This window comes from Neobacillus thermocopriae (assembly GCF_010975035.1).
Classification (GTDB): domain Bacteria; phylum Bacillota; class Bacilli; order Bacillales; family Cytobacillaceae; genus Neobacillus; species Neobacillus thermocopriae.
The window spans coordinates 16,423-39,033 of sequence record NZ_JAAIUV010000025.1 but is presented as its reverse complement, the minus strand read 5'-3'; the positions used below and the strand labels follow the sequence as shown (position 1 = coordinate 39,033).

General features: G+C 34.9%; 24 protein-coding genes and 1 riboswitch. Of the genes, 2 read left to right on the top strand and 22 right to left on the bottom strand.

Translation table 11 applies throughout. The features are described 5' to 3' along the window. Window positions 1-162: 162 nt before the first annotated feature. From G4Z05_RS13875 to G4Z05_RS13860, 4 genes are read right to left on the bottom strand one after another with little or no spacing between them, the layout of a single operon-like run. The gene (locus tag G4Z05_RS13875) at window positions 163-888 is read right to left on the bottom strand and encodes a LysM peptidoglycan-binding domain-containing protein (protein WP_163252427.1); all 726 of its coding nucleotides are present in this window, start codon (window positions 886-888) and stop codon (window positions 163-165) included. 26 nt (window positions 889-914) lie between these two features. After that, window positions 915-1,493: a CPBP family intramembrane glutamic endopeptidase gene (locus G4Z05_RS13870; RefSeq protein ID WP_163252426.1), complete on the bottom strand. Its 579-nt coding sequence runs from the start codon at window positions 1,491-1,493 to the stop codon at window positions 915-917. After that, window positions 1,490-2,992 carry a RecQ family ATP-dependent DNA helicase gene (locus tag G4Z05_RS13865; protein WP_163252425.1) on the bottom strand — a complete coding sequence of 501 codons (1,503 nt, stop codon included), beginning with the start codon at window positions 2,990-2,992 and terminating at the stop codon, window positions 1,490-1,492. Before G4Z05_RS13865 ends, G4Z05_RS13870 begins: the two co-directional genes overlap by 4 nt. Beyond that, window positions 2,983-4,029 (bottom strand): YpbB family protein, encoded by a 1,047-nt coding sequence (locus G4Z05_RS13860; RefSeq protein ID WP_163252424.1) that lies wholly within the window; start codon window positions 4,027-4,029, stop codon window positions 2,983-2,985. Before G4Z05_RS13860 ends, G4Z05_RS13865 begins: the two co-directional genes overlap by 10 nt. A gap of 249 nt (window positions 4,030-4,278) precedes the next feature. Between G4Z05_RS13860 and G4Z05_RS13855 the strand changes: the two genes are divergently transcribed. After that, window positions 4,279-4,527 carry a ferredoxin gene (locus G4Z05_RS13855; protein WP_038535919.1) on the top strand — a complete coding sequence of 83 codons (249 nt, stop codon included), beginning with the start codon at window positions 4,279-4,281 and terminating at the stop codon, window positions 4,525-4,527. Between the two features lie 308 nt (window positions 4,528-4,835). Here G4Z05_RS13855 and G4Z05_RS13850 read toward each other — a convergent pair whose 3' ends face one another. The 18 genes from G4Z05_RS13850 to G4Z05_RS13765 all read right to left on the bottom strand — a co-directional run bounded on the left by G4Z05_RS13850 (window position 4,836) and on the right by G4Z05_RS13765 (window position 21,709). Then, complete coding sequence (locus tag G4Z05_RS13850; protein ID WP_395534579.1) at window positions 4,836-5,420, bottom strand: ECF transporter S component; 585 nt, start codon at window positions 5,418-5,420, stop codon at window positions 4,836-4,838. Between the two features lie 166 nt (window positions 5,421-5,586). Continuing rightward, window positions 5,587-5,720, bottom strand: a riboswitch (FMN riboswitch). Window positions 5,721-5,828: 108 nt separating this feature from the next. Beyond that, window positions 5,829-6,587, bottom strand: a complete 759-nt coding sequence (locus tag G4Z05_RS13845) for a peptidoglycan DD-metalloendopeptidase family protein (protein WP_163252422.1) — start codon at window positions 6,585-6,587, stop codon at window positions 5,829-5,831. A 166-nt stretch (window positions 6,588-6,753) separates the two neighbouring features. After that, window positions 6,754-7,938, bottom strand: coding sequence for a hypothetical protein (locus G4Z05_RS13840; RefSeq protein ID WP_163252421.1), 1,185 nt, complete (start codon window positions 7,936-7,938; stop codon window positions 6,754-6,756). After that, entirely contained in the window at window positions 7,913-8,464 is a 552-nt protein-coding gene (sigX, locus tag G4Z05_RS13835; RefSeq protein WP_163252420.1) for an RNA polymerase sigma factor SigX, read from the bottom strand. Before sigX ends, G4Z05_RS13840 begins: the two co-directional genes overlap by 26 nt. A gap of 397 nt (window positions 8,465-8,861) precedes the next feature. After that, entirely contained in the window at window positions 8,862-10,643 is a 1,782-nt protein-coding gene (locus G4Z05_RS13830; RefSeq protein WP_163252419.1) for an ATP-binding protein, read from the bottom strand. Further along, window positions 10,640-11,356, bottom strand: a complete 717-nt coding sequence (locus G4Z05_RS13825) for a response regulator transcription factor (RefSeq protein WP_163252418.1) — start codon at window positions 11,354-11,356, stop codon at window positions 10,640-10,642. The genes G4Z05_RS13830 and G4Z05_RS13825 overlap by 4 nt, the downstream gene beginning before the upstream one ends. Window positions 11,357-11,530: 174 nt before the next feature. Continuing rightward, entirely contained in the window at window positions 11,531-12,718 is a 1,188-nt protein-coding gene (ccsB, locus tag G4Z05_RS13820; protein ID WP_163252417.1) for a c-type cytochrome biogenesis protein CcsB, read from the bottom strand. Further along, window positions 12,719-14,344: a cytochrome c biogenesis ResB family protein gene (locus tag G4Z05_RS13815; RefSeq protein ID WP_163252416.1), complete on the bottom strand. Its 1,626-nt coding sequence runs from the start codon at window positions 14,342-14,344 to the stop codon at window positions 12,719-12,721. Window positions 14,345-14,365: 21 nt separating this feature from the next. Further along, entirely contained in the window at window positions 14,366-14,890 is a 525-nt protein-coding gene (gene resA, locus G4Z05_RS13810) for a thiol-disulfide oxidoreductase ResA (protein WP_163252415.1), read from the bottom strand. Window positions 14,891-14,987: 97 nt separating this feature from the next. Beyond that, window positions 14,988-15,725, bottom strand: a complete 738-nt coding sequence (gene rluB / locus G4Z05_RS13805) for a 23S rRNA pseudouridine(2605) synthase RluB (RefSeq protein WP_163252414.1) — start codon at window positions 15,723-15,725, stop codon at window positions 14,988-14,990. 198 nt (window positions 15,726-15,923) lie between these two features. After that, window positions 15,924-16,460, bottom strand: coding sequence for a spore maturation protein (locus tag G4Z05_RS13800; RefSeq protein ID WP_163252413.1), 537 nt, complete (start codon window positions 16,458-16,460; stop codon window positions 15,924-15,926). 6 nt (window positions 16,461-16,466) lie between these two features. After that, on the bottom strand, window positions 16,467-17,054 hold the full coding sequence (locus G4Z05_RS13795; RefSeq protein WP_038535946.1) for a nucleoside recognition domain-containing protein: 588 nt from the start codon (window positions 17,052-17,054) through the stop codon (window positions 16,467-16,469). Next, the gene (locus tag G4Z05_RS13790; protein WP_163252412.1) at window positions 17,047-18,192 is read right to left on the bottom strand and encodes a D-alanyl-D-alanine carboxypeptidase family protein; all 1,146 of its coding nucleotides are present in this window, start codon (window positions 18,190-18,192) and stop codon (window positions 17,047-17,049) included. Before G4Z05_RS13790 ends, G4Z05_RS13795 begins: the two co-directional genes overlap by 8 nt. Window positions 18,193-18,296: 104 nt before the next feature. Further along, the gene (locus tag G4Z05_RS13785) at window positions 18,297-19,181 is read right to left on the bottom strand and encodes a superoxide dismutase (RefSeq protein WP_163252411.1); all 885 of its coding nucleotides are present in this window, start codon (window positions 19,179-19,181) and stop codon (window positions 18,297-18,299) included. 112 nt (window positions 19,182-19,293) lie between these two features. Then, window positions 19,294-19,782: a YpuI family protein gene (locus G4Z05_RS13780; protein ID WP_163252410.1), complete on the bottom strand. Its 489-nt coding sequence runs from the start codon at window positions 19,780-19,782 to the stop codon at window positions 19,294-19,296. 56 nt (window positions 19,783-19,838) lie between these two features. Further along, window positions 19,839-20,258 (bottom strand): hypothetical protein, encoded by a 420-nt coding sequence (locus tag G4Z05_RS13775; RefSeq protein WP_163252409.1) that lies wholly within the window; start codon window positions 20,256-20,258, stop codon window positions 19,839-19,841. A gap of 109 nt (window positions 20,259-20,367) precedes the next feature. After that, window positions 20,368-20,952: an SMC-Scp complex subunit ScpB gene (scpB, locus tag G4Z05_RS13770; RefSeq protein WP_163252408.1), complete on the bottom strand. Its 585-nt coding sequence runs from the start codon at window positions 20,950-20,952 to the stop codon at window positions 20,368-20,370. Next, window positions 20,939-21,709 (bottom strand): segregation/condensation protein A, encoded by a 771-nt coding sequence (locus tag G4Z05_RS13765; protein WP_163252407.1) that lies wholly within the window; start codon window positions 21,707-21,709, stop codon window positions 20,939-20,941. Before G4Z05_RS13765 ends, scpB begins: the two co-directional genes overlap by 14 nt. Window positions 21,710-22,072: 363 nt before the next feature. Between G4Z05_RS13765 and G4Z05_RS13760 the strand changes: the two genes are divergently transcribed. Next, complete coding sequence (locus tag G4Z05_RS13760) at window positions 22,073-22,600, top strand: DUF309 domain-containing protein (RefSeq protein ID WP_163252406.1); 528 nt, start codon at window positions 22,073-22,075, stop codon at window positions 22,598-22,600. The last annotated feature ends 11 nt before the right edge of the window (window positions 22,601-22,611 follow it).

Genomic DNA, 22,611 nt, shown 5'->3' with positions numbered 1-22,611 from the left:
GTGCGATGCAAATGCTGCCGTAGACATGTTGTGCTCTCAATTGGCTGTTGATCAAATTTGGATTGACGAGCAAATTCGCCTCTACACTATGGGACTTATACTACACCCTTTCCGAAATATTTTTTCGTATCATATAAAAAAACCGATCTTTTTGATCGGTTACTAATCTAAAGGAATCTTCAAAACTTGACCTACATATATTTCCTCATTATTAAGATGATTAGCCCTCTTTATTATTTCAATCCCTTTTTGAGAGTGATAATACTTCATAGCTATTCTAAATAATGTTTCTTGCTGCTGTACTTTATGATAAATTATTTTCTCATTTTTAGTATGATTACTGCTATCCTCTTCAGAATTTGCTCCGTGAGTCTCATTGTTTTTATTCTCTTTGTTACTTCCAGCCACAGTAGAGTTCCTTATTCCTGCATGATTTTCTACAGTTTCATTCTTATCTGTAAGTTCAATATTATCTGTTTCAATGACCGGTAATTTATCTTCATGTTTTGTTTGGGATTGCTCTATCTCATTAATAGTTTCTACAATACTTTCTTGTTCATTTTCCTCCAATTGTTCATCTGAACTAACATTTTTAAGATTAATCGTTTCATAACCAATGGAATCTCCAGATGTTTTTTTGGCCACCGGAATCCTTTTCTCATCCAAATATGTGATTACACTGAAAATGATGACAGGAAGAAGAATAAACAAAAGGACTAATAATCGAATAACTGGATATTTTATTTTCCATTTTGTTTTTTTCTTTTTTTCACGATGCCGTTGCTCTCTTGGTGGAAGTTCTTTATATATATCTTGTGTGTTATTCATTTTTTCGATTGGCTGCTTTAATCTGTCAGCTTGCTCTCTATACGGCTCTTCTTTATTCATAAAACCCTGCTCCTTCCTGTTCTTCACTAATTGGAGAAGTGTTTATATCTAATATACAATCCAAGTAAAAAATCAATGGTAAAATGCATCATAATAGTGACTGCTAAGTTATCTGTCCATTCAAAAATCGCTCCAATGAAAAAACTTAACAACACAATATTCAAGAATAAAAACCAATTAAAAAGATATCGATAATGAATAATAGCAAATATCAAGCTTGCCAAAAAAAGTCCTACTTTTGTTTGGATAATCCCCCGAAACAACAACTCCTCACTGAACGATACAAATGCAGCCAAAAACAAAATTTGGAATATTTTCCTATTTTTAAATATCCTAATATTTAAACCGCCGTCATCATAATAGGAGGATGGCAGAACCTGCATTAATATAATATCAATCATCACAACGCCCATACCGGCGGAAAAACCTATGGTCAATATATTAAGATCATATAGATGAAAATTGTTTAAATAAGAAAAATCATCAAATAACCACAGTCCTAAAACAAATGAGATGACAAGGAGAATTATTTGTGTTAAATACAAATGAATGTGCAATTCTTTGTCAGTCAGACTATTGATTAACTCCTGGTATTTTTTTCTCATTCCCTCAACTCGCTATTAATTAAAATTTTGGCAAGGTAATCCTTCCATGTTTCCTCATTAGATGGTGATTGACCACAAACCTCATTTCCATAAAAAGCTTGGATATCATCTCCACATAAATCACAGCAAGAATGTAATTTATTTACCATTGTTTCATCAAAAAACTGCAGAATAAATTCCCTTCTGCACTTGGATGATTCAATAAATTTTTTCATTAGAAAGATGTTTTGTTTCTTAATCTCCAGTCTTTCGTTAATAAATTCTTGAATCGTATCCTTTAATGAAAGTAGATCATCTAATTCTTGCATTGGTTCAGAGAAAAAACTCTCAACAATTCTCCACTGTAATTCAGAAAAACCACCAAGTTCCTGCCATTCGGGATTTAGCTGTTTTTTCCCTATTATTTGCTCTTGGAAAATTATTTTGAACAACCAGTCAATCTGTAGATTGGTAGGGAGCTCAGCTTCTGCAAGTTGAAGAGGCAAACGTTCATCGCCCGGAGTGTATAATAATATAGCGACACTTGGTTTCCCGTCTCTCCCAGCTCTACCTATTTCCTGCAAGTACGATTCTATTTGCGGAGGCATATGGTAGTGAATAATAAAACGAATATTCTCTTTATTAACCCCCATTCCAAAGGCACTTGTTGCACATATAACATCCAGCTGCCCATGAATAAATTGTTGTTGGATCAAAACTCTCGTATTCGAATCCATTCCTCCGTGATAAGCACTTACACGGAGATTTGTTTTTTTCCTAAGTACCAAAGCCATATGATCCGCTGCTTTCTTGCTTGAAAAATATACGATACCAGGCTTTTTAAGCTTGGCAATTAAATTCAACACCCGATTTTCTTTTTCCTGATATCCGGATATTTGTTCTACATGAAGGGCAATATTTGGACGATCAATTGATGATTCTATTTTAGCAACTTCATTGAGTTCTAAAGATTTTATAATATCATTACGAACTTTTCTTGTTGCAGTTGCAGTTAATGCGAGTGTTACAGGATCATTCAATTTTTTTCGTATTTCCCCCAATTTGGAATAATCCGGCCGAAAATCATATCCCCATTGTGAAATACAATGTGCCTCATCTACTACGAACAAAGAAATTTTTAGCCTTTGCAACCTCTGGATAATATAAGATAGTTGAAGCATCTCTGGTGAGATAAAAATATATTTATAATTTTTTAGGTCAGTAAGTACACTACGCTTTTCTTCTACACTTAAGAACGAATTTAATGCAATTACTCTTTTTTCACCAAACTTTTTTAACTGCTCGACTTGATCTTGCATAAGAGAAAGGAGTGGTGAAATAATTAAAATATGCCCTTCCAGTACATATCCTGGAAGCTGATAACATAAAGATTTTCCCGTTCCTGTTGGAAGCATAGCTAAAGTATGATTCCCAGATAAAATGGAGGAGATTACTTCCTTCTGGCCAGTTTTGAAGGTATGGTAGCCAAAATGTTTTTTCAATAACATTTCTAATTCCATTGACGTTCACCATACTTTGCCAAGACGAGTCTTATTTGAAAATAAGTTACAGATCCCAACATTTCCTTTATTTGTTTTAATTGCCTCGTCTGTTCTTGACGAGCTACTTCCAGAATCTTTTCCTGTTGACTTTTATCAACATATTCATCAATTGAAAAGTTTTTCACATTGAGTGCAATCTCCACAAAGTGATCTTCAATTGTACTTACCTTCAACTTCCGTTCCTTTGCAATCCTATTAATCGAATAACCCCGCCTATATAAATTCCAAGTTTTCTTCGTGGAATTGGTCAAATCATTAGCTTTCTTTATATCATAGACAGCAAAGGATAATAAAGGAAAATTCTTTTCATTTTCACTTATCTTTTTAATCATGTAATGAAGAATATTATTAAATTCTAATTGATAATCAATCATATCCATTTTTAATTTATTTGCGGTTTGTTCGGCAGTTAATCCAATCTGCTGATATCCTGTTAATCGAAAGACTAAAACGGGTGGTTGAATCCCATCCACTTGATCCAAGCATTCCAATAGCTCATGGAAAATTTGATTGCCAATTTCCTGCCTTGAAATATTGGTTCCAACAAGACATGCTTTCACCCATGTATGAATGTCTTTGTTTTTCTGGATTGGTATATATTTTGTTTCTTTATACACAAGATTTGAAGTTACTTGAATGAATAATGATAATCTTTCCCAAAATAACTTCGTCATTGAATAATATTTCCAGCCATTTAGATGGGGAGGAACAGGATTTTTTTTACAATACGATTCTCCTGACGGTGTAAGCAGATACCTCTGTTCCTCAATTGGTTTAATCCATTGATTATTTGCAATTTCATCAATTATCCTTTCAAATGAATCCCTGGTCAATGATTCATAAACCCCGAAATACTTTTTTATTGAGAAAAGATGAGCATCTTGAATTGTTTGTGAAGATTTTTTTCCATTTAACAGGTGTAATATTGAATAAATAGTCCTTTCATTGTTTATATTTTTTATACAATCAAGAATGATGGACACTAATTTTTGCATTTTTAGTTCCCACTTTTCTCATTTATTCGACAAAAACAGCATTATTTCTTTTAATATATTAACATGAAAAGCCACTACTTGTGACCATAGATATTTAAGTTTGTTAAGCATTTCAATGTACGACGATAACATTTTTCTATTGAAAAGTTATCCATACAGTTTTACAATAGATATGTGTAATGCGTTTTCCATTCCATCAATGGAAAATAGTATGAATATTTTTGGTAAAATAATGGGAGGTTTATTTTCATGGCAAAATATACTATCGTCGACAAGGAAACTTGCATCGCATGTGGGGCATGTGGCGCAGCTGCACCAGACATTTATGATTACGATGATGAAGGTATCGCGTATGTAACGCTTGACGATAATGAAGGTATTGTGGAAATTCCAGATGTATTAATTGATGACATGATGGATGCTTTTGAAGGTTGTCCAACTGATTCCATTAAGGTTGCAGATGAACCATTTGATGGCGATCCAAATAAATTTGAGTAATATTTGTCATAAAGATATTTTAAGCTGCTAACCCCACACCAAATATGGTATGGGGTTTTTTTACTTCTTAACTAATATATGATGACTATCTACAAATCTGATTTGCCCACAGTAATCAGAACTTTAATCCCTTCCTGTATGAGAGGATGAACAAGAAGTGATACAGATTCCAAATAGAACATAAGACACTTCACAATTACATAACAAACCAAACTTCCTGAACCATTCATAAACATGAAATTCCGATTAACAGCGAAATTTAACACATAAATTCTTCTAAAAACAGGAAAAAAGCAGCTAGGAAAATCCTAAGCTGCTTTTTTCCTTTGTGCATTTTTTACAATTGCATATTTATATATCCATTCCTTCATACGTGTAAACACAAGCATAAATGCCACTGATATTATTAATCCCTTTATTATATTAAATGGTAGAATTCCAGGTACAACATAATTTCGCATATCTGGAAAACCCATTAATGCCGTATAAGCTGGCAAAATAAATAAGTAATTGAAAAGACTCATTAAAATAGACATAATAATTGTTCCTGTAATTAATGCAATGGTCATCCCTTTATTTGTTTTTAATTTCCGATAAACATAATAAGTTGGTAAAACAAAAAGTATTCCGGCCAAGAAATTAGCCATTTGGCCGATCGGAATTCCTGTAGGGCTGCCCTTCATAATAAAGTCAAGCAAATTCTTAAATAATTCGACTAAGATACCTGCAACAGGTCCATATGCCAATACGGCAATAAGTGCAGGAATATCACTAAAATCGATTAACAAAAATGCTTGGAAAGGCGGTAACGGGAAGTTAAGCAACATTAGTAAATATGCAATACTGCTTAACATTCCTATGGATACCATAGATTTAACCTTTGAGTTGTTCATTTCTTTCATCTTCCTCTCTCCATTATATTGATCCATCAAAATTGGAAGAGAGGTTCAGCTAAAGACGCCTAAAATAAAAGAACCTCAAGATAAATCTTGAGGGAGTTAGAATAGGCATACTAAATAAACGTCCACATAATAATAATTTTTTGAACGCGTGCAGAACCTCCATCTTCTCCCATCCAGACTTTACTGTCGGCTTTGGAATCTCACCAAATCCTGCCCATAATAGGCTCGCGGGCTTAAGAGCATTGCTCTAATACCGCCGGTCGGGAATTTCACCCTGCCCCGAAGATAGATCGATATAAAATTATAATTACATTATACTGAAAAAAGAACCACATGTTAAGATCAAACGATATATTTGGTATAATAATTGCCCGTGATCTTAAATCAGGGGCTAGTGCTTTACTTTATCATTAATATTTGATTTGGTTGAATGACATCTGAAGTTAAACCATTTATTTCTTTCAAGTGTGACACAGGCATATGAATACTTTTAGCAATAGAATATAAAGTATCTCCCTTTTTTACCTGATAAAGTATTTTATTGGGTAGTGGTGATTGTTGAGATGGTTGGGAAACTTGCTGATGTATTTGTGAACTTACCTCTAAAACTTCTTTTCCAATACCAACAACACCTCCCTTTACAGCCTCACCCACATCTGTTTTACCCAGCAGTATTTCAGGATCAATGGCAAATTTCTTATCATATCTCCATTCTTTATGATGTGATTCGAAATGAAGATGAGTTCCCGTTGAATGACCTGTCTTTCCCATTTGTCCTATAACATCACCTTGTTTTACTTTTTCCCCGGTCGTTACTGCCCTGCTGCTTAAATGAGCATAAACGGTGACAAAATTGCTAGGATGCTTAATAAATACTACATTCCCATATGTATTTGAATAATAAGACTTTATCACTTCTCCTTCTTCAACGGAAAGGATTGGTGTACCCCATTTTCCTGCAATATCTATTCCCTTATGTTTTCCATTCCTTGTCCCAAATGTGTCAGAAATCACCCCATCAGCTGGCCAAATCCAATGCTCTTTAGCATTCATTGTTTGTAGAATTTCTGCTTCGGTAGTTCGCACCCCTAAAAACAATAAACTTACACAAAGTGCCATGATAATAGCAATTAGAAACCTCTTTATATAGTCAAGCATTTGTAAACCATTTCCTCCTTTTAATCTTTTCCTCTCATCAACCATATGTTCCCTTAATGTGGTTTAGAACAATACAATTTGATGAACAGTTTGACCATACCTGTTATATTTTGGAGTCTTTCCATTTTTTTATACAAAAAAAATCAACCTTTTTCAGGTTGATTTTTTATTGTATTTCTCTCAAGTTAGGTGCAAGTGGTACATTAATCTCTCTCGTTAAATCAAATGAGCCGATATTGGAAATAGGAGGATTGGTCACTAAAACTTGCTCAAATCCAAATTCTTTAGCTGTTAAAAGAACAGCCTCTAATGACCAAACTGTCATTTGGTCATCTTTTAATTTAGTATTATCATTTAAAGTAAGAAGCAATTTTTTATCAACTATGGAAACATGATTAATTGCAAAGGATGGTACCAATGACCTCTCTAATCTATATTCTTCTATATCCCCTGTCATGGCATCAAAGGCTGTATTTATATCTTTATAAACACTAGGTGAAGGAACCAAAAATGGGATATTACTACCTTCTGGATAATAAAAGAAATATGCGTGTTTTTTTTCATCCTTAATGTCTATTTCTTCAACCACACCATAATTTCCTAGCTCAATTCCAGACTTACCATTTGTTGTGAATTTTATTTGTTTCACTTCACTATTGGAAGAAATATTTCTCTTCAACATATTAATAAATAGCGTTTCTTGCTTAGAACCTTGGCCATATGTGTGATCGTCAGGAACATCCACTATAACTTTTCTCTCACTCTTATCTAATCTTAGCGAAGCATTTAGAGGGTAATAATCACTTAATCCCCATTCTTTTTCCTTTAATCTAGCCATATTTTCATTAAATAAACTCAACCAGTTTTTGTTTTTTTCAGTATTGACGATCGTAGCAACTGGTATAAGATTTTGATCTTGTACACCATCTGGTATCCAAAAAATTAAAACTTTCCCATCTTGTAAATTATTATCACCATATACCGCTGTTTGGAAAGAAGTTTCTTTAGTGACTTTCGTTTTTGGTGTTTCTGATTGATCCTTTAATATCCCAGCATTATTGATCCCATTGCCTGTTCCTTGATTTTCCCTAGCCAGCTCCCTAGAACTAGTGGTGTCTTCCTTTAACTTTTCTAATGAATGTTGGTTATTATCGATTATATTCGAAGCAATTAAGAATAGAAGAAACAACGCGGCAACTGAAGCAATACCAGGCAATAGCCATAGAAAAGTTCTACGCTTTTTTGGTGAAAGATTTTGATAAATGTCACGCGGATCGCGATAATCTTTAACTTTTGGCATCTCTTTTAATATTTCAATGAGCTCTTTATCGCTCCACTCTGACTTTTTCACTTGTTAGACCCTCCTTTTCATAAAAAGTTGCCATTTGTTTCTTCAAAACTTTTAAAGCTCGATGCTGAGTTGTTTTTACTTTACTTTCCGTCCATTCTAAAGCCTCAGCTGTTTCCGTGATTGATAAATCATGCAAAAATCGAAGAATAATAACAGCTCTTTGATCAACAGTACAATAATCTAGGCATTTAAATACCCATAGTATCTCTTCCTTCTGAATAGCAATTTCCTCTGGAATAGGAACATTATCCTTTATTTCGCTCATTGACCAATCAAACTTTTCAAGAATTCTTCCCTTCCAACCTTTTTGCTTTCGGAAATAATCAATAGCAACATTCCTTGCAATGGAAAAAAGCCATGTTTTTTCACTACTTTTTCCTTCAAAACGATTATAAGATTTGAATACTCTTATATATACCTCTTGAACAAGATCTTCTGCCTGCTCTCTGTTTCTTACCATATAAAATAAAAATTGAAAAACGTCTTGATGATAATGTTGGTAAAGCTCATTAAAAACGGAGTCCATCATTTCCCCTCCCCGTTCAACTTATTAGTCGATGGTTTTATGTAAAAGGTTTCAGCTTTTTACTCTACTATAGACCTTATACAGCAAAAAAGGAAGGTATTGAGTGGAAATTGGTATTTTATGAAGATGTTTTTCACAAAAGATACGACTAAATTCATTATTTTTTTGTACACCAAGCGTATTCAATTCCTACATTCATCACGGAGAACCTCCTGCCTAGACCGAAACTTCTTAAGATGGGTGATTGGCGTCTTGTACTTCGCAAACAGCATATCATTAATCATTTTTTTCCTAATATATTATAGTTAATAAAGAAAACTCACCCATTTATGGATGAGTTTTCACGGAATAAATGTTTCGCATGGATCAATATTATTCGGGAAATCATTAGTTGTTTTTACGATTTTCGCGGAATCAAGAAGGAAAATGTCGTTCCATGCCCCAATTTACTATGAACATTTATGCTTCCATGATGGGCATCAATAATATTTTTAGCAATGGCCAGTCCAAGTCCTGTACCAGATCGTCCTCTCGTTCGCGCTTTATCAGCTTTATAAAATCTCTCAAAAATAAACGGCAAATCCTCCTCCGGTATCCCTGAACCGGAATCCTTTACCTCCATTCGTAGCCCTTTGTCTTCTAAAGTAACTTTTAATGTAACAGAACCATCTGGTGGTGTATGTCTAATCGCATTATCAATTAAATTGGTAAGCACCTGTTCAATTCGGTCTGGATCCATCCAAAAGGCTGGCAAGTCATTTTCCATTTCAGTACGGAGTTGAATGCCATTATCTTTAGCCAAACCCTGAAATTTGTGAATAATTCGACTAATGAAGGATGTGAGATTTACATCTTCAAGCTTTAATTGAATATGGCCTGCTTCCATACGAGCCAAATCAAGAAGTTCATTTACCAGTCTTCCCATTCTTAATGATTCATCATAAATAACCTTAGCCATTTCTTTCTTTTCTTCCTGTGATTCTGCTATATCATCCACAATTGCCTCACTATATCCTTGTAACATTGATATAGGAGTCCTTAGTTCATGTGACACATTGGCAATGAAATCTTTCCTCATTTTTTCCAATCGTCTTTCTTCTGTCATATCCCTTAAAACAGCAACAGCACCGCGAATAAATTTGTTACTATAAAGCGGGCTGACGAGAATTACCCAATGGCGGCCTTGAAGAGAGATTTCACCCGCCTGTTCCTTCTCTGTATCCACTGCTTTCTGGAATAACTCCATTACTTGAGATGGAAGTCCTTCCAGATTTGAATCCATATCTCCCTTTTCATAATACCAATATTGAAGAAATCGATCAGCAGGTGGATTGGTAACTAGAATAGTTCCATCCCTATTAAAAGTAATCACTCCGTCAGCCATACTACTTAAAATACTGGAAAGCTGTTCCTTTTCCTGACTAAGTGCATTCATATTAAATTTTAACTGCCTTCCCATTTGATTAAAGGCTGTCGCTAGCTCCCCAATTTCATCATGTGTAAGGATAGGTACCTTCGTATCAAATTTACCTCTGGCCACCTCGAATGCAGCCTCACGCATTTTCCTTAAAGGAGCAGTGATTCTCGTTGATAAAAAGAACGCAAAAATAGTTGTTAATATAATAGCGACTCCTGCCACAAGCAGAATAAATTTAGTCGTCTCCCTTGATGTTTCCTGCATGACCTCCAATGATTGATAAATAAAGACAGCGCCACTCTCGTTTCCAGGAAGATCCATCGGGACTCCTATAATCAAATAATTTGAACCATGCTCTTTATTATTTGAAGAAAGGTTTGAAATTTTTTCAACTGCCATATTTTCACTAAATACTTTTGATAATTCCGGGTCACTTTGTATATACTCTTTTGATAATTTCTGCTTGTTTTCGGTGTTTGGAGAGTAATACACTTCGTTGTTATTTTTTACAACCACCACTTTAGTGACATCATCAATAATTTCCCAAGCAATTTCTAATGCCACTGGTAACTCTTCATTTGTATGATTTTCAAAAACTCCAGCTATTTTTTCAGCCGTTCTCGTTAATTCCTTCCTCGTTTCAACGAGATTGTGATTTTGAAAAAACTCCAGAAGCATGACTGTTAATATAAAGAGTACAAATGAAACTAATAAAATAATTGTAATCCAAAGTTTACCTACAACACTTCGTAAAAAGGTCATTCATTATTTACCTCGAATTTGTATCCTATACCCCAAACAGTTACAATCATTCTTGCCGCTTGTTCGGATACTTTATTTAATTTTTCCCGAAGACGCTTGACATGTGTATCCACTGTCCGAAGATCACCAAAAAATTCATAATGCCATACTTCTTTCAACAATTGTTCCCGATCAAATACCTTATCGGGCGCCTTGGCTAGAAAATATAATAATTCATATTCTTTAGGAGTTAAGTTTACTTCTTTTCCATCCGCAGTCACCCTATGTGCATCATTATCAATTGTTAAATGTGGGAAAACAAGAATATCCTTTGTTGGTGTTTCCTTTTGGATAAAGATAGGGTGTGCTGATCTCCTAAGCAAGGCTTTCACACGTAATACTACTTCACGAGGGCTAAACGGCTTTACAATATAATCATCAGTTCCAACTTCAAATCCTTGTACCCGGTTAACCTCTTCACCTTTTGCAGTTAACATAATAACTGGAGTTGTTTTTCTTTCCCTTAATTCACGGCATACCTCAATCCCATCTTTACCAGGCATCATTAAATCTAACAAAATGACATCATAATCATTAGTTATTGCCTTTAAAAGAGCCTCATTTCCATCTGCTGCTTCGTCAATAATATAATCTTCCCGTTCTAAATACATTTTTAATAAACGTCGAATCCGTTCTTCATCATCGACTACTAATATTTTTACGTCTTTTGCCATTCACAATCCCCCCATGGTGTTTATTTTACAAAATACCTTTTCATTTTGCTATAAGTTCCAAGTTAAATAATACCTTAAAAAGTGGCAAAAATTTGACAAAATCTTCGCTCTTAATTTTATAAAAAGCCCTCACTTTTTCAAAGTGAAGGCTTATATTTGTTCCAACTAGACTCTTTAAGAACCCGCATAGGAGTGAAGACCGGCGATTACAAGGTTTACTGCGACTAAATTGAACATAATGATAACAAAACCAATAACAGCGAGCCATGCAGATTTTTCACCATGCCATCCTCTGGATAAACGCAGATGCATAAAAGCAGCATAAAATAACCATGTAATTAACGCCCATACCTCTTTTGGATCCCAACCCCAGAACCTAGACCATGCTATTTGTGCCCAAATCATTGCAAATATTAAGGCTCCAAGAGTAAACACTGGAAATCCAATTAATACGGATCGATAACTAATCTCATCTACGAGATCCAATTTTATGTTTTTCACAAGTGGCTTTAGTGCTGCTGAAATTCGCTTTCTAATCACAAGCCTTATGAGTCCATAAAGAACGAGACCACCTAGAAAAGACCAAATAACGGTATTTAGTTTTTTGGCATTAATGTAAGCTGGCATTTCAACTAAAGGTTTAAACCCGTCCTTGGTCAATAATTCTCCTTCATTCGGACCCGTGATAGCAGGCATTGTATATTCCATGACCGCTTCTTGATCATGTTTATCAACCCAAGTAAACTTCTCTTCATACCCTACAATAGAAAATACTGTCGTAATTACGACAAAACCAAGTACGGTAACTAATGAAAACATAACAGTTTCCAGCCAAAATGTTTGTTTGTTCGATTTCGTCTGGTCAATCGCCTTGACGAGATAAATAAGACCGGCAGCGAAGCTAATAGCTAAAATAGCTTCACCGATTGCTGCGGTTGTTACATGTATATTTAGCCAATAACTTTGTAATGCAGGAATCAAAGGTGTAATTTCCCTAGGAAACATACTTGCATAGGCAATAACCAAGATAGCTACTGGCATGGTAAATAATCCAAGTAAAGTAGACCGGTATATAAAATAAATAACTATAAAAGCTCCAACAAGCGCCATACCAAAGAATGTTGTAAATTCAAACATATTACTAACTGGTGCATGACCAGCAGCAATCCATCTAGTTATAAAATAACCTAATTGAGAGATAAAACCCACTATTGTTAGACAAACGGCGATTTTCCCCCAACTATTAGTCTCTTTCTTCTTATTGATATCTTTTTTCGCTTTAATCGAACCACCAAAAAATAAGGTCGCTATTAAATATAGTATGAATGCTATAAACAGCAGATTACCACTGATTTCTACCAACTAAGCTTCCTCCTTCTCCTCATGTTCCCCTTGAAGTTGATCTTTTGGGAACGTTAACTTCGTATCAGCAAGGACAAATTCTAATTCCCGTTTCAAGCCATACCAGTTTTTGTTCGTATGAGCTGCGATCCAAATCTGACCATTTTTCCTTTGTACCCAAATCCGACGATGATTCCAATAAGAACCTTGAATAACCCCAATCATAAAGATAATTCCACCGAGTATAATAACCCATAATGTTGAGTCTTTACTAATGGTAAATCCAGAAACCTCTTGAGTATCAATTCCTTTAAATGCCATTTTATAGGCATTTTCACCAGGAGGCTCAATTGTTTGTTGAATCGCAACAAAACTTGTCTCACCTTCCGGCTTTTCAGGTGAAATCATACGAAAAACAAAAGCTGGGTTATTGGGAACTCTTGATTTCGTGATTGGCTCTCCATTATCATCAAATTCAAAATCAGGAAAATAGTTAATAATCTTAACTGAATAACCATTACCAAGATTATACTCTTTTTTTGGATTTTTAAGGTCTATGGTAATATCTCCAAAAGATTGTGATGAGTCCTTTTTTACTAAAGAGAATGTCATGGCAACAAGTTCACTTCTATAAGAGGATTGGTAAACAGAATAGCCTTCAAATTTCAATGGCAAATTGACTTTTACTTTATACTCCTTAATTTTTTGAAGGTCAGGTTTCTCCCCTGGTAAACTCTCACCTTTCTCCTTATATAGAACGACGTTAGATTGGTAATTTTTTACAACATCACCAGCACGGTCAATGGCTTGTTCAAAGGTACGATCTTTTTCCTTATCATAATGCTCTAATATAAATTCTTTATTTTTCAAATAGTATTTCCCATCCGTTTCAGGAATTAAAGCGGTTTCTCCTTCTTTCACCCATAAATTTTCATATACATACATTCCCGGTATAAAACGAAGCATTCCGCCAATAAGAAAAATGATCAAACCGACATGGTTTACATAGGGACCCCAGCGGGAAAAGCGCCCTTTTTCTGCTAATAGATCACCATTCTCTTCACGAATATGGTAACGTTTTAGTTTTAGATGATCTTTAATTTTTTCAATATCATGTTCTGAAATATTTGAACTGGCACTAAAAAGACGTTGACGTTTCAAAAAACCTTCATTTCTCGTAACTCTTTGAGCTTTTAATGCCTTATAAAGAGGAACAACCCTATCTAGACTGCATATAACGAGGGAAATTCCAATCATAGCAATTAGTAATAAATACCACCAAGAACTATACAAATCATGGAATCCTAACTGATAATATAGTTTTCCAACCCATCCATGTTCTTGCTCATAGTAAACTTCTGGCGGCAAGTTAATATACATTTCCTGTGGAAAAATTGTTCCTAATATTGAAGCGATCAATGTAATGACAATCAGCCAAACGCCAACCTTAACAGATGAAAAAAAGTTCCAAATTTTATCAATAACTGTTTTATTATACGTTTGTGACCTGCGGGCACTGCCTTCATAACGCATATCCAATAATTTACTTTTATTGGCCTCTTGTTCATCCAGCACCTTTCCACAAGCTTCACATAATACAGTGCCATGTGGATTGACATGACCACATTCGCATTTTACATCCTTCATTATAAAAACTCCCTATTTTACCTAAGGTTTAATACTTTCCATAAATTCCCTTACTTTATCTTCAGTAAGTTCCCCAGTATGATATTTCACAACTTTTCCATTTTTATCAATCAAAAATGTTGCAGGTAATAAATCGACACCATACGCAGTCATCACTTCTTTATCTTTATCAATCATAATCGGAAAATCGAGTTTATACTGTTCCACAAATTGATTAACCACCAGTTCAGATTCCTGGATATCAACAGATAACACTTGAACACCTTGGTCTTTAAATTGGTTATATTGATTATTGATATATGGCATTTCTTTTTTGCAAGGAGGGCACCAAGTTCCCCAAAAATTTAAAAATACTCCTTGTCCGCGGTAATCAGACAATTGATGTTTATTGCCATCCATGTCAATTAATACAAAATCCGGTGCCTGGTCCCCAACATCTACCTTTAGTCTTGAGTCTTTTGTAAAGTTTGCATATAACGTGTATACAACGGCAGCGCCAAGAACAAGTAATATGATTGTTCTTGTGACCAAACGCCGTTTTTTCATATGTAACCCCCCTATGAAACTGGAACACAGATAATTTAAATTATATCATTTTACTTTTTTGTATTAACATGAAACAACTGCCGTAAATGTGACGTATTTATGAATTTTTTTGGGATGAATTTAATGCAGCTGCCCTTAATTGTTTTACTTCATGGGGTGTAAGCTCTCTTGCTTCACCGGCCTTTAATCCGTTCATCGTTAAAAAACCATATCGTTCTCGCTTTAACTTGATGACTTCATGGCCAATTGCTTCAAACATTCTCCTTACTTGACGATTCCGTCCTTCATGTATTGTGATTTCAATAATAGCGGTTTGTTTTTTCTTATCGGCTGACAGCAATTTCACTTTGGCTGGGGCTGTTTTTCCATCATCAAGCCAAATTCCTTTTTCCAATTTTTTTAACTTTTCTCTCAACGGAATACCTTTTACTTTAGCTACATAGACCTTTTCAATTTCATTTCTTGGATGCATCAGTAAATTAGCAAACTCGCCATCATTCGTTAACAAGAGCAGGCCTGAGGTATCATAGTCAAGTCGGCCGATTGGAAAAATTCTTTCTTTCACTTCAGGAAAGAAATCGGTTACGACTTTTCTTCCTTTATCATCACTTACACTAGAAATAACCCCTCTTGGTTTATATAAGAGAAAATACACTGGTTCTTCTTTCTCTATAGGAATTCCATTCACTTCTACCTTATCCGATGGGGTTACCTTTGTCCCAAGCTCGGTTACTACCTTGCCATTCACTCTTACTTTCCCTTCTTTTATTAGTTCTTCCGCTTTTCTTCGGGAAGCAATACCCGCGCGGGCAATTACTTTTTGTAATCTTTCCATTCATTCCACCTCGAAACACTTCAAATGTTGTAAATAAACTATAGGCTATTAGAGTTTTTCCTAATAAAATCATTTGTTTTTCTTCTACCACCTGAATTATGACATAAATTCATTACTTTTCAAAGTTAAAGAAGCTTTTGGAACAAAGCAAAAAAAAACAGGCTCTCAAAATAGAACCTGTTACACTCGATATTTCAACTATTTTGTTCCAAAAACCAATGCAACAACCAAAATGGCTACTATAATTCCGACAACATCTGCTAATAGTCCTACCTTTAATGCATCTCCCATTTTCTTAATTCCAACTGCACCAAAATATACTGTTAAGACATAAAAGGTAGTATCCGTACTCCCTTGAAGAACGGAAGCTAGCCTTCCAATAAAAGAATCAGGTCCATATACTGAAATCAAGTCACTTGTCATACCAAGTGCTGCTGTTCCTGAAATTGGCCTAATAATTAATAAAGGGACAATTTCAGCTGGTACACCTATCATTTTCATAAAAGGTCGTATCCAATTCATTAATGCTTCTAATGCACCAGATGCACGAAAAATAGAAATCGCCACAAGCATTCCAACAAGAAATGGAATAATGGATACAGCAATTTTAATTCCTTCTTTACCGCCTTCTACAAAGCTTTCGTAAGTTGGTACTTGCTTTATCGTACCATATATCAAAATAAAACCTATTAATAATGGTATAAATGTTAATGATAAACCCGCAATAAATTCCATTCATCCTCATCCTTTTCGGCTTTTGCGATAATAAAAATAACGGTCAATTAATACTGCCCCTATTGCCGAAAGGATAGTTGCAATGATGGTTGGAACGACAATTTCGGTAGGGCTTGTGGAATGATGGGTCATTCTGATCGAGATCACTGTGGTCGGGAGAATCGTAATACTGGCTGTGTTAATCGCTAAAAAGGTAACCATGGACCTTGAAGCTTCATTTTTTCCTCCATTTAATTTTTTCAGTTCCTCCATCGCTTTAATGCCTAGTGGTGTCGCCGCATTTCCTAGGCCAAACATATTTGAAATCATATTGGACAACATATATCCCATAGCTGGATGATTGTTCGGTACTTCAGGGAACAATCTTGATACGAGCGGGCGAAAAACTTTTGCTAGTTTTTCTAGAAGTCCAGATTCTTCAGCAATTCTCATCATTCCTAGCCAAAATACTAGAACACTAATCAATCCAATACAAAGAGTGACAGCTTCTTTCGCTCCTTCGAAAACTGCCTTATTTACTTCCTCCATGGTCCCATTGAACAGAGCAAATACAATGCCAACAACTGTCATAAAAACCCATATATAGTTAACCATTTGCGTTCACACCAACTATAGAAAAAAATATATTTTTCATATTTTCAAAGAAACCTTTTTTCTTTTGCGTATTATTGTAATAATAAATCGGAGTTTCCTTTATGGCTTTGCCATCCAAATATACAATAGCCTTACCAATTTTTTGTTCTACCTTCCCTGAATCCTCTGATCTTTTATCCAATTTTTTCAGTTTGTATTTAACAGAGAATAAATCCATCTCTTCCTTGGTAGCAGGATAAATAATTGATTTCTTTAATAATAAATGATTTTTATAGAATTTATTTTTGCCTAAGTCAATTTTTCCTTCTGATAGGACTTCTACCATATCGAAGTTTTTAAACCCATATTCATACATAGCAATATGATCATTCCAGTCATCCGAAGCATTTAATGTGACGGCAATTAAGCTCATATCTCCTTTTTCCGCTGTGGAAACGAGTGTCCTTTTTGCCCGTTTTGTAAAACCCGTTTTTCCCCCTGTTGCATATTTATATTTGGTAAGCAAACGGTTTTTGTTTTTCCAAACACGATCCCATTCTTCTTCTGGATTCGGTGCGCGATGTACTTTTGTGCCGCTAATTTTTTGATATGTTTTATTTTGCATGGCATAACGAGTGAGAATGGCCATGTCATATGCGGTTGAATAATGATCCTCATGATCATCTAGTCCATGTGGATTGGCAAAATGGGTATTATGCATGCCAATTTCCTGCGCTTTCTGATTCATTAAATAAACAAAACCATCTAAGCTGCCCCCAACATATTCGGCAATAGCTACAGCAGCATCATTACCTGACCTAAGCATCAACCCATACACTAAATCCTCTAGTTTTATTTTCTCACCCGGTTTAAGGTAAACAGAAGATCCTTCCGTACGGACAGCTTTTTCGCTAACTGTAACATATTGTTGCATTTTCCCTGATTCGATAGCTAGAATAGCGGTCATGATTTTCGTAATACTAGCAATTCTTCTTTTGATATGTGCTTCTTTCTCGAAGAGGACACGACCAGATACTTGTTCCATAAGGATAGCACTCACGGCACTAACCGAAACGGAGGCCTCCACTCTTTTAGGGATGTTTGCAACCAATAATGTGACCATGAGGGCAAGAATAACCCATTTCCTGTTTTTTTTCATAGATATACCTCGTCCCCCTCTTAATTTAATAAAAGTTTATGCAGGACAAGTTATCATATGACAAAAAAACAGCAATCCTTAATGGATTGCGTGTTTACGAAACCTTATAATCGGGTTAAATCTCTTGCCCTTTCAAATCTTCTTTCTACATCATCCCAATTAACAATATTCCACCAATTCTCTACATAATCAGCTCGATTATTTTTATACTGCAGATAATAAGCGTGTTCCCATACATCGAGCACGAGAATGGGAAGGGTATCCCATTGTGTCAACAGCATATGTCGTTCTGATTGAAGAATCTCTAAATGCTTTGCTCTAGGAGACCATACCAAAATCGACCAACCCACTCCTTCCACTTGTTTTGCTGCCTCAGAAAAATGTTTTTTAAAAGTTTGAAAACTTCCAAAATAGCGGTTTATTTCATCCCTCAACATCCCTTTTGGGGCCCCTCCACCATTTGGACTCATATTATTCCAAAAAATTGAATGGAGATAGTGGCCAGATCCATGAAAGGCAAGTTCTCTTGACCAATGCTTAACCAAGGAGTAATCATTTCTTTCTCTTGCTTGCTTTAATTTTAGTTCTGCTTTGTTTAATCCATCTACATAAGAGCGATGATGTTTATCATGGTGCAGTCTCATAATTTCAGCCGATATATACGGTTCTAATGCATCATATGAATATGGCAGAGCAGGAAGCTTATGACCGCCAAGAGGTACCGGTTGATTCCTTCCTGCTTCGGCCCGCCCTTGGTACTTTCTTTGAAAATACAATTCCATTTGCTCATGTATTTGTTCTGCTTTAGCCTGTAGTCCAAGAATTTCTTGATCAGATAATTCACGGTTCGTGTCTTCAATTAACTTCGTAAATTCATTTAAGCTTTCCCATAATTCAGAGTTTTGTCCTACATTTTCTGAGGTTAGAAACTGGCGCATTTCCTGATTCCATTTAAATAGTTCATTTACATAGTCTCTAAACCGGTTCATCTTATCCCTCTTTCCATTATAGGAATTTATTTCCTCCTATATGGTATGAAGGAAAAAAGCGACTTTAGAACAAAAAGGAAGACTGTCCATGAATTTGGACAGTCTGAAATGTCTATTTTGATTGAATCATTTTCGTACGATAATCCGTTTCATAATATTCTAGTTCTTCACGAATCCTTTGAAAATCAGCTTCTAAACTTTTTACCAACTTAGATATACTTTCAGGAACACTATGATAAAACTTTATTGAGTTTTTTCCAGTATAGGCCGATCGGCTGTCTTCATACCAGGCATCATTTTTCGGTGAGAAAAACTCTTCAATACATTGATGATAGATTTTGTATAACGTCTTCTCAGCTGCAGGTTTTTGGAAAGGTTCACTTTGTAAAATAACAGAACATGCTTCTAGTCCTTCTTCACTATAAACAGCAAGCTTCCTTAAATTTGAAAAAATCATTTTAATATACGTATGTTCCTCATCATTTGAAACATTAAGTTGTGATATGGTTGTTTCATTTAAAAAATTCTCTAGCACTGTAACTGTTTGGATTAAAAATTCCTTCACATCAATTAATTGTGTTTGAACCAATGAATTGCCCATGTTTTATTCCCTCCAGAATTTTTGACATATAAGCTCCAACGAAACGAGACTGTTCGTTAATTTGGCTGTAGAATAAACTCTAACGGTGAACGTAAATCATAGCTGTTCTTTTGATGGAGTGATTCAAATATTTCTCTAAGTTTATCAAAATGAATATTTTGAAAGTAGGAAGCAAATTCGTACTTTGAATTAATATATAATCGTTTTCTCTTTCGTAGTCCCGGATTTTTTATTAAACAAACAAGGGCAACTATATCTTTAAAATGTACTTCATATCCTGAGCCTGAAAATATTGGGTCCTGTTCAAATGGAGTAAATTCTTGGAAGATTTCATCAAAATATCTTAGATACAAAACATGAAGTGTTCTTTCTTTCCCTTCATTTACAAAAGTAATTTCACTCCGGTTAAAAAAATCTTCTGATGTATTGGATTTTTGTTTCTCTAATTCATATCCCCTGCACTTTAAAATTTGCAAGCCAATCCCGCTCCTTACTATATGACTATCACTTTAAGCTATTGATGTTAGACGAAGTTGTTCAAGTTCAACATCTATTTTAGCATAAATTTTACCAAATAGCCGATTTTTAGGAGTTTATCGTTTCTTGAAATTTCTCAAAAAACAAATCAGCTTCTTCTTGAATAAATTCTTCTTCCTCATTCTCCGACAGCGTTGGAAGCTCCTCTAAACTTTTTAATCCAAAATAGTCAAGAAATTCTTTTGTTGTACCATACAAGTATGCTCTCCCTGTTCCTTCTGCACGTCCGACTTCTTTAATCAAAGCTTTTGCCATTAATGTATTAATCGGTCTTTCCGTCTTGACACCACGAATTTCTTCGATTTCCACTCGGGTTATTGGCTGCCTGTAAGCAATAATAGCTAAAGTTTCTAATGCTGCCTGTGATAATGTAGATGTCTGAGGGGATTCCACTAGTTTCTTCAGATAATTTGCATTTTCTTTCTTTGTTGCTAGCTGATATGTATCAGCTAGCTGTACAAGCATAATTCCTCTATTCTTACTTTCATATTCTTGCTTTAATTCTTCTATTATTTCTTGTGCCTTAAGTTCATCAACATCCATAACTTCGACAATTTGTTTAAGAGAAAGCCCTTCATCCCCAGCCGCAAATAAAAGACTTTCAAGGATGCTTGTCCAATTAATTATTTCCAATGGCATCTTCTCCTTCCTTAACTGCTACAATATAAATATCTCCAAAATTCTCTTGTTGATAGGCATCAATTTCCTTTCTCTTGATCAGTTCAAGAACAGCCAAAAAAGTTACAACAATATGATCTTTTGATGGATACGGGAATAAATCAAAAAAGTTCTTTCGGCCTTTTTGTTCTTTTAATTCATCTAATATCTCAGACATCCTTGTCTCAATTGAAATTTCTTGCCGTGTAATTTTCGTCGTCATCGGCCGCTGAAGTTTTTTTCTTCTCATCAGTTTTTGAAAAGCAGCAAGCATATCATAAAGTGAAACGTTTAACTCAATTCGAGTGGAGTTTATGTCCTTAGCAAAACCTGAAAGATCGCTAGGTGGTTTCGTATACATGAGCCCTCGCTCTTCTTCTTTTAATTTTAACTCCTGCGCTGCCTCTTTATATTTTCGATATTCTATTAACCGTTCAACAAGTTCATCCCTTGGGTCTTCCTCAAAAGATAATTCCACCTCATCATCGTGGTCGTTTTCTTCATGTTTAGGAAGAAGCATTTTACTCTTAATAGCTAAAAGGGTTGCAGCCATAACCAAATATTCACTCGCAACATCGAGTTTTAAATCCTTCATCGTTTTTATATACATTAAATATTGTTCGGTAATTTGAGCTACTGGAATATCATAAATATCTATTTCAAGACGATTAATCAAATGAAGCAGCAAATCAAGGGGACCTTCAAACGCTTCAATTTTCACCTGATATGGCATTTAAATCACCAAAATTCTATAAATATAAAAAGATTTACAAGTAAAGCATCCTGGTCAGTAAATGATAACCTGGATCACTACCAAAATGGAAACAAGATTAATTATAAGCGAATCCATATTGAATGATCGTAACGCGTTAAGTTAGGCGTGACTTAACCAATGGCGCTTGCTCTTGACCATTCTTAAATACCAACATAAATAAATTTTCTTTCTTATCAAAAACGACTATTTCTAGTATAGTGGATTCATTTATGTTGTCCAATAAAAAAGTAAGAAGATATAGTGATTAAGATGCAATACTATCACTTTTTGATCTATGGTTATGATAAAATGAAATTTATCACGTATGTCAGGAGGGATTGTTTGTACCCTGAAGAATATATCCAATTTTTAATCCACTTTCATGGTACTCGGGATTACTTTGAATGCCATGAAATACTTGAAGATTATTGGAAAAAGATTGAACCTAGAAACAAACAATCAATTTGGGTTGGATTGATATTATTGGCTGTATCCCAATATCATCACCGTCGTGGTAATTTTAGAGGAGCAAAAAAAACGATTGAAAAGGCTATTCATATTATTCAGCACCAAGGTCAATTAGTAAGTAAATTAGGATTGAATGAAAAAGCTCTTATTGACATTATAAAGAAACGTTTACAGTCTATCGAAAAAGGAAGAAAATACACTAGCTTTGACTTACCTATCATTGACCCTCATTTAATGAACTTATGTGAAATTGCTTGTGCACGGAACGGATTTGTGTGGGGAAAGGAAAGTGATCTCAATAATATCCATCTCATTCACCGCCATCAATTACGTGACCGAACCAATGTCATTAAAGAAAGAAATAGGGCCATTAAAGCTAAAAGAGACAGCGAAAACAATTAACCCGCTGTCTT

What these genes read in the sequence shown, in the direction of transcription:
- resA (WP_163252415.1), bottom strand. Translation starts at nt 14,890, where the DNA reads ATGAAAAAACGGCGTTTGGTCACAAGAACAATCATATTACTTGTTCTT.
- G4Z05_RS13825 (WP_163252418.1), bottom strand. Translation starts at nt 11,356, where the DNA reads ATGGCAAAAGACGTAAAAATATTAGTAGTCGATGATGAAGAACGGATT.
- G4Z05_RS13865 (WP_163252425.1), bottom strand. Translation starts at nt 2,992, where the DNA reads ATGGAATTAGAAATGTTATTGAAAAAACATTTTGGCTACCATACCTTC.
- G4Z05_RS13875 (WP_163252427.1), bottom strand. Translation starts at nt 888, where the DNA reads ATGAATAAAGAAGAGCCGTATAGAGAGCAAGCTGACAGATTAAAGCAG.
- G4Z05_RS13795 (WP_038535946.1), bottom strand. Translation starts at nt 17,054, where the DNA reads ATGGTTAACTATATATGGGTTTTTATGACAGTTGTTGGCATTGTATTT.
- sigX (WP_163252420.1), bottom strand. Translation starts at nt 8,464, where the DNA reads ATGGACTCCGTTTTTAATGAGCTTTACCAACATTATCATCAAGACGTT.
- G4Z05_RS13765 (WP_163252407.1), bottom strand. Translation starts at nt 21,709, where the DNA reads ATGCCATATCAGGTGAAAATTGAAGCGTTTGAAGGTCCCCTTGATTTG.
- G4Z05_RS13860 (WP_163252424.1), bottom strand. Translation starts at nt 4,029, where the DNA reads ATGCAAAAATTAGTGTCCATCATTCTTGATTGTATAAAAAATATAAAC.
- G4Z05_RS13845 (WP_163252422.1), bottom strand. Translation starts at nt 6,587, where the DNA reads ATGCTTGACTATATAAAGAGGTTTCTAATTGCTATTATCATGGCACTT.
- G4Z05_RS13780 (WP_163252410.1), bottom strand. Translation starts at nt 19,782, where the DNA reads ATGGGCAATTCATTGGTTCAAACACAATTAATTGATGTGAAGGAATTT.
- G4Z05_RS13855 (WP_038535919.1), top strand. Translation starts at nt 4,279, where the DNA reads ATGGCAAAATATACTATCGTCGACAAGGAAACTTGCATCGCATGTGGG.
- G4Z05_RS13785 (WP_163252411.1), bottom strand. Translation starts at nt 19,181, where the DNA reads ATGAACCGGTTTAGAGACTATGTAAATGAACTATTTAAATGGAATCAG.
- G4Z05_RS13830 (WP_163252419.1), bottom strand. Translation starts at nt 10,643, where the DNA reads ATGACCTTTTTACGAAGTGTTGTAGGTAAACTTTGGATTACAATTATT.
- G4Z05_RS13815 (WP_163252416.1), bottom strand. Translation starts at nt 14,344, where the DNA reads ATGAAGGATGTAAAATGCGAATGTGGTCATGTCAATCCACATGGCACT.
- G4Z05_RS13790 (WP_163252412.1), bottom strand. Translation starts at nt 18,192, where the DNA reads ATGAAAAAAAACAGGAAATGGGTTATTCTTGCCCTCATGGTCACATTA.
- G4Z05_RS13800 (WP_163252413.1), bottom strand. Translation starts at nt 16,460, where the DNA reads ATGGAATTTATTGCGGGTTTATCATTAACATTTATACCATTATTAATA.
- G4Z05_RS13850 (WP_395534579.1), bottom strand. Translation starts at nt 5,420, where the DNA reads ATGAACAACTCAAAGGTTAAATCTATGGTATCCATAGGAATGTTAAGC.
- rluB (WP_163252414.1), bottom strand. Translation starts at nt 15,725, where the DNA reads ATGGAAAGATTACAAAAAGTAATTGCCCGCGCGGGTATTGCTTCCCGA.
- G4Z05_RS13870 (WP_163252426.1), bottom strand. Translation starts at nt 1,493, where the DNA reads ATGAGAAAAAAATACCAGGAGTTAATCAATAGTCTGACTGACAAAGAA.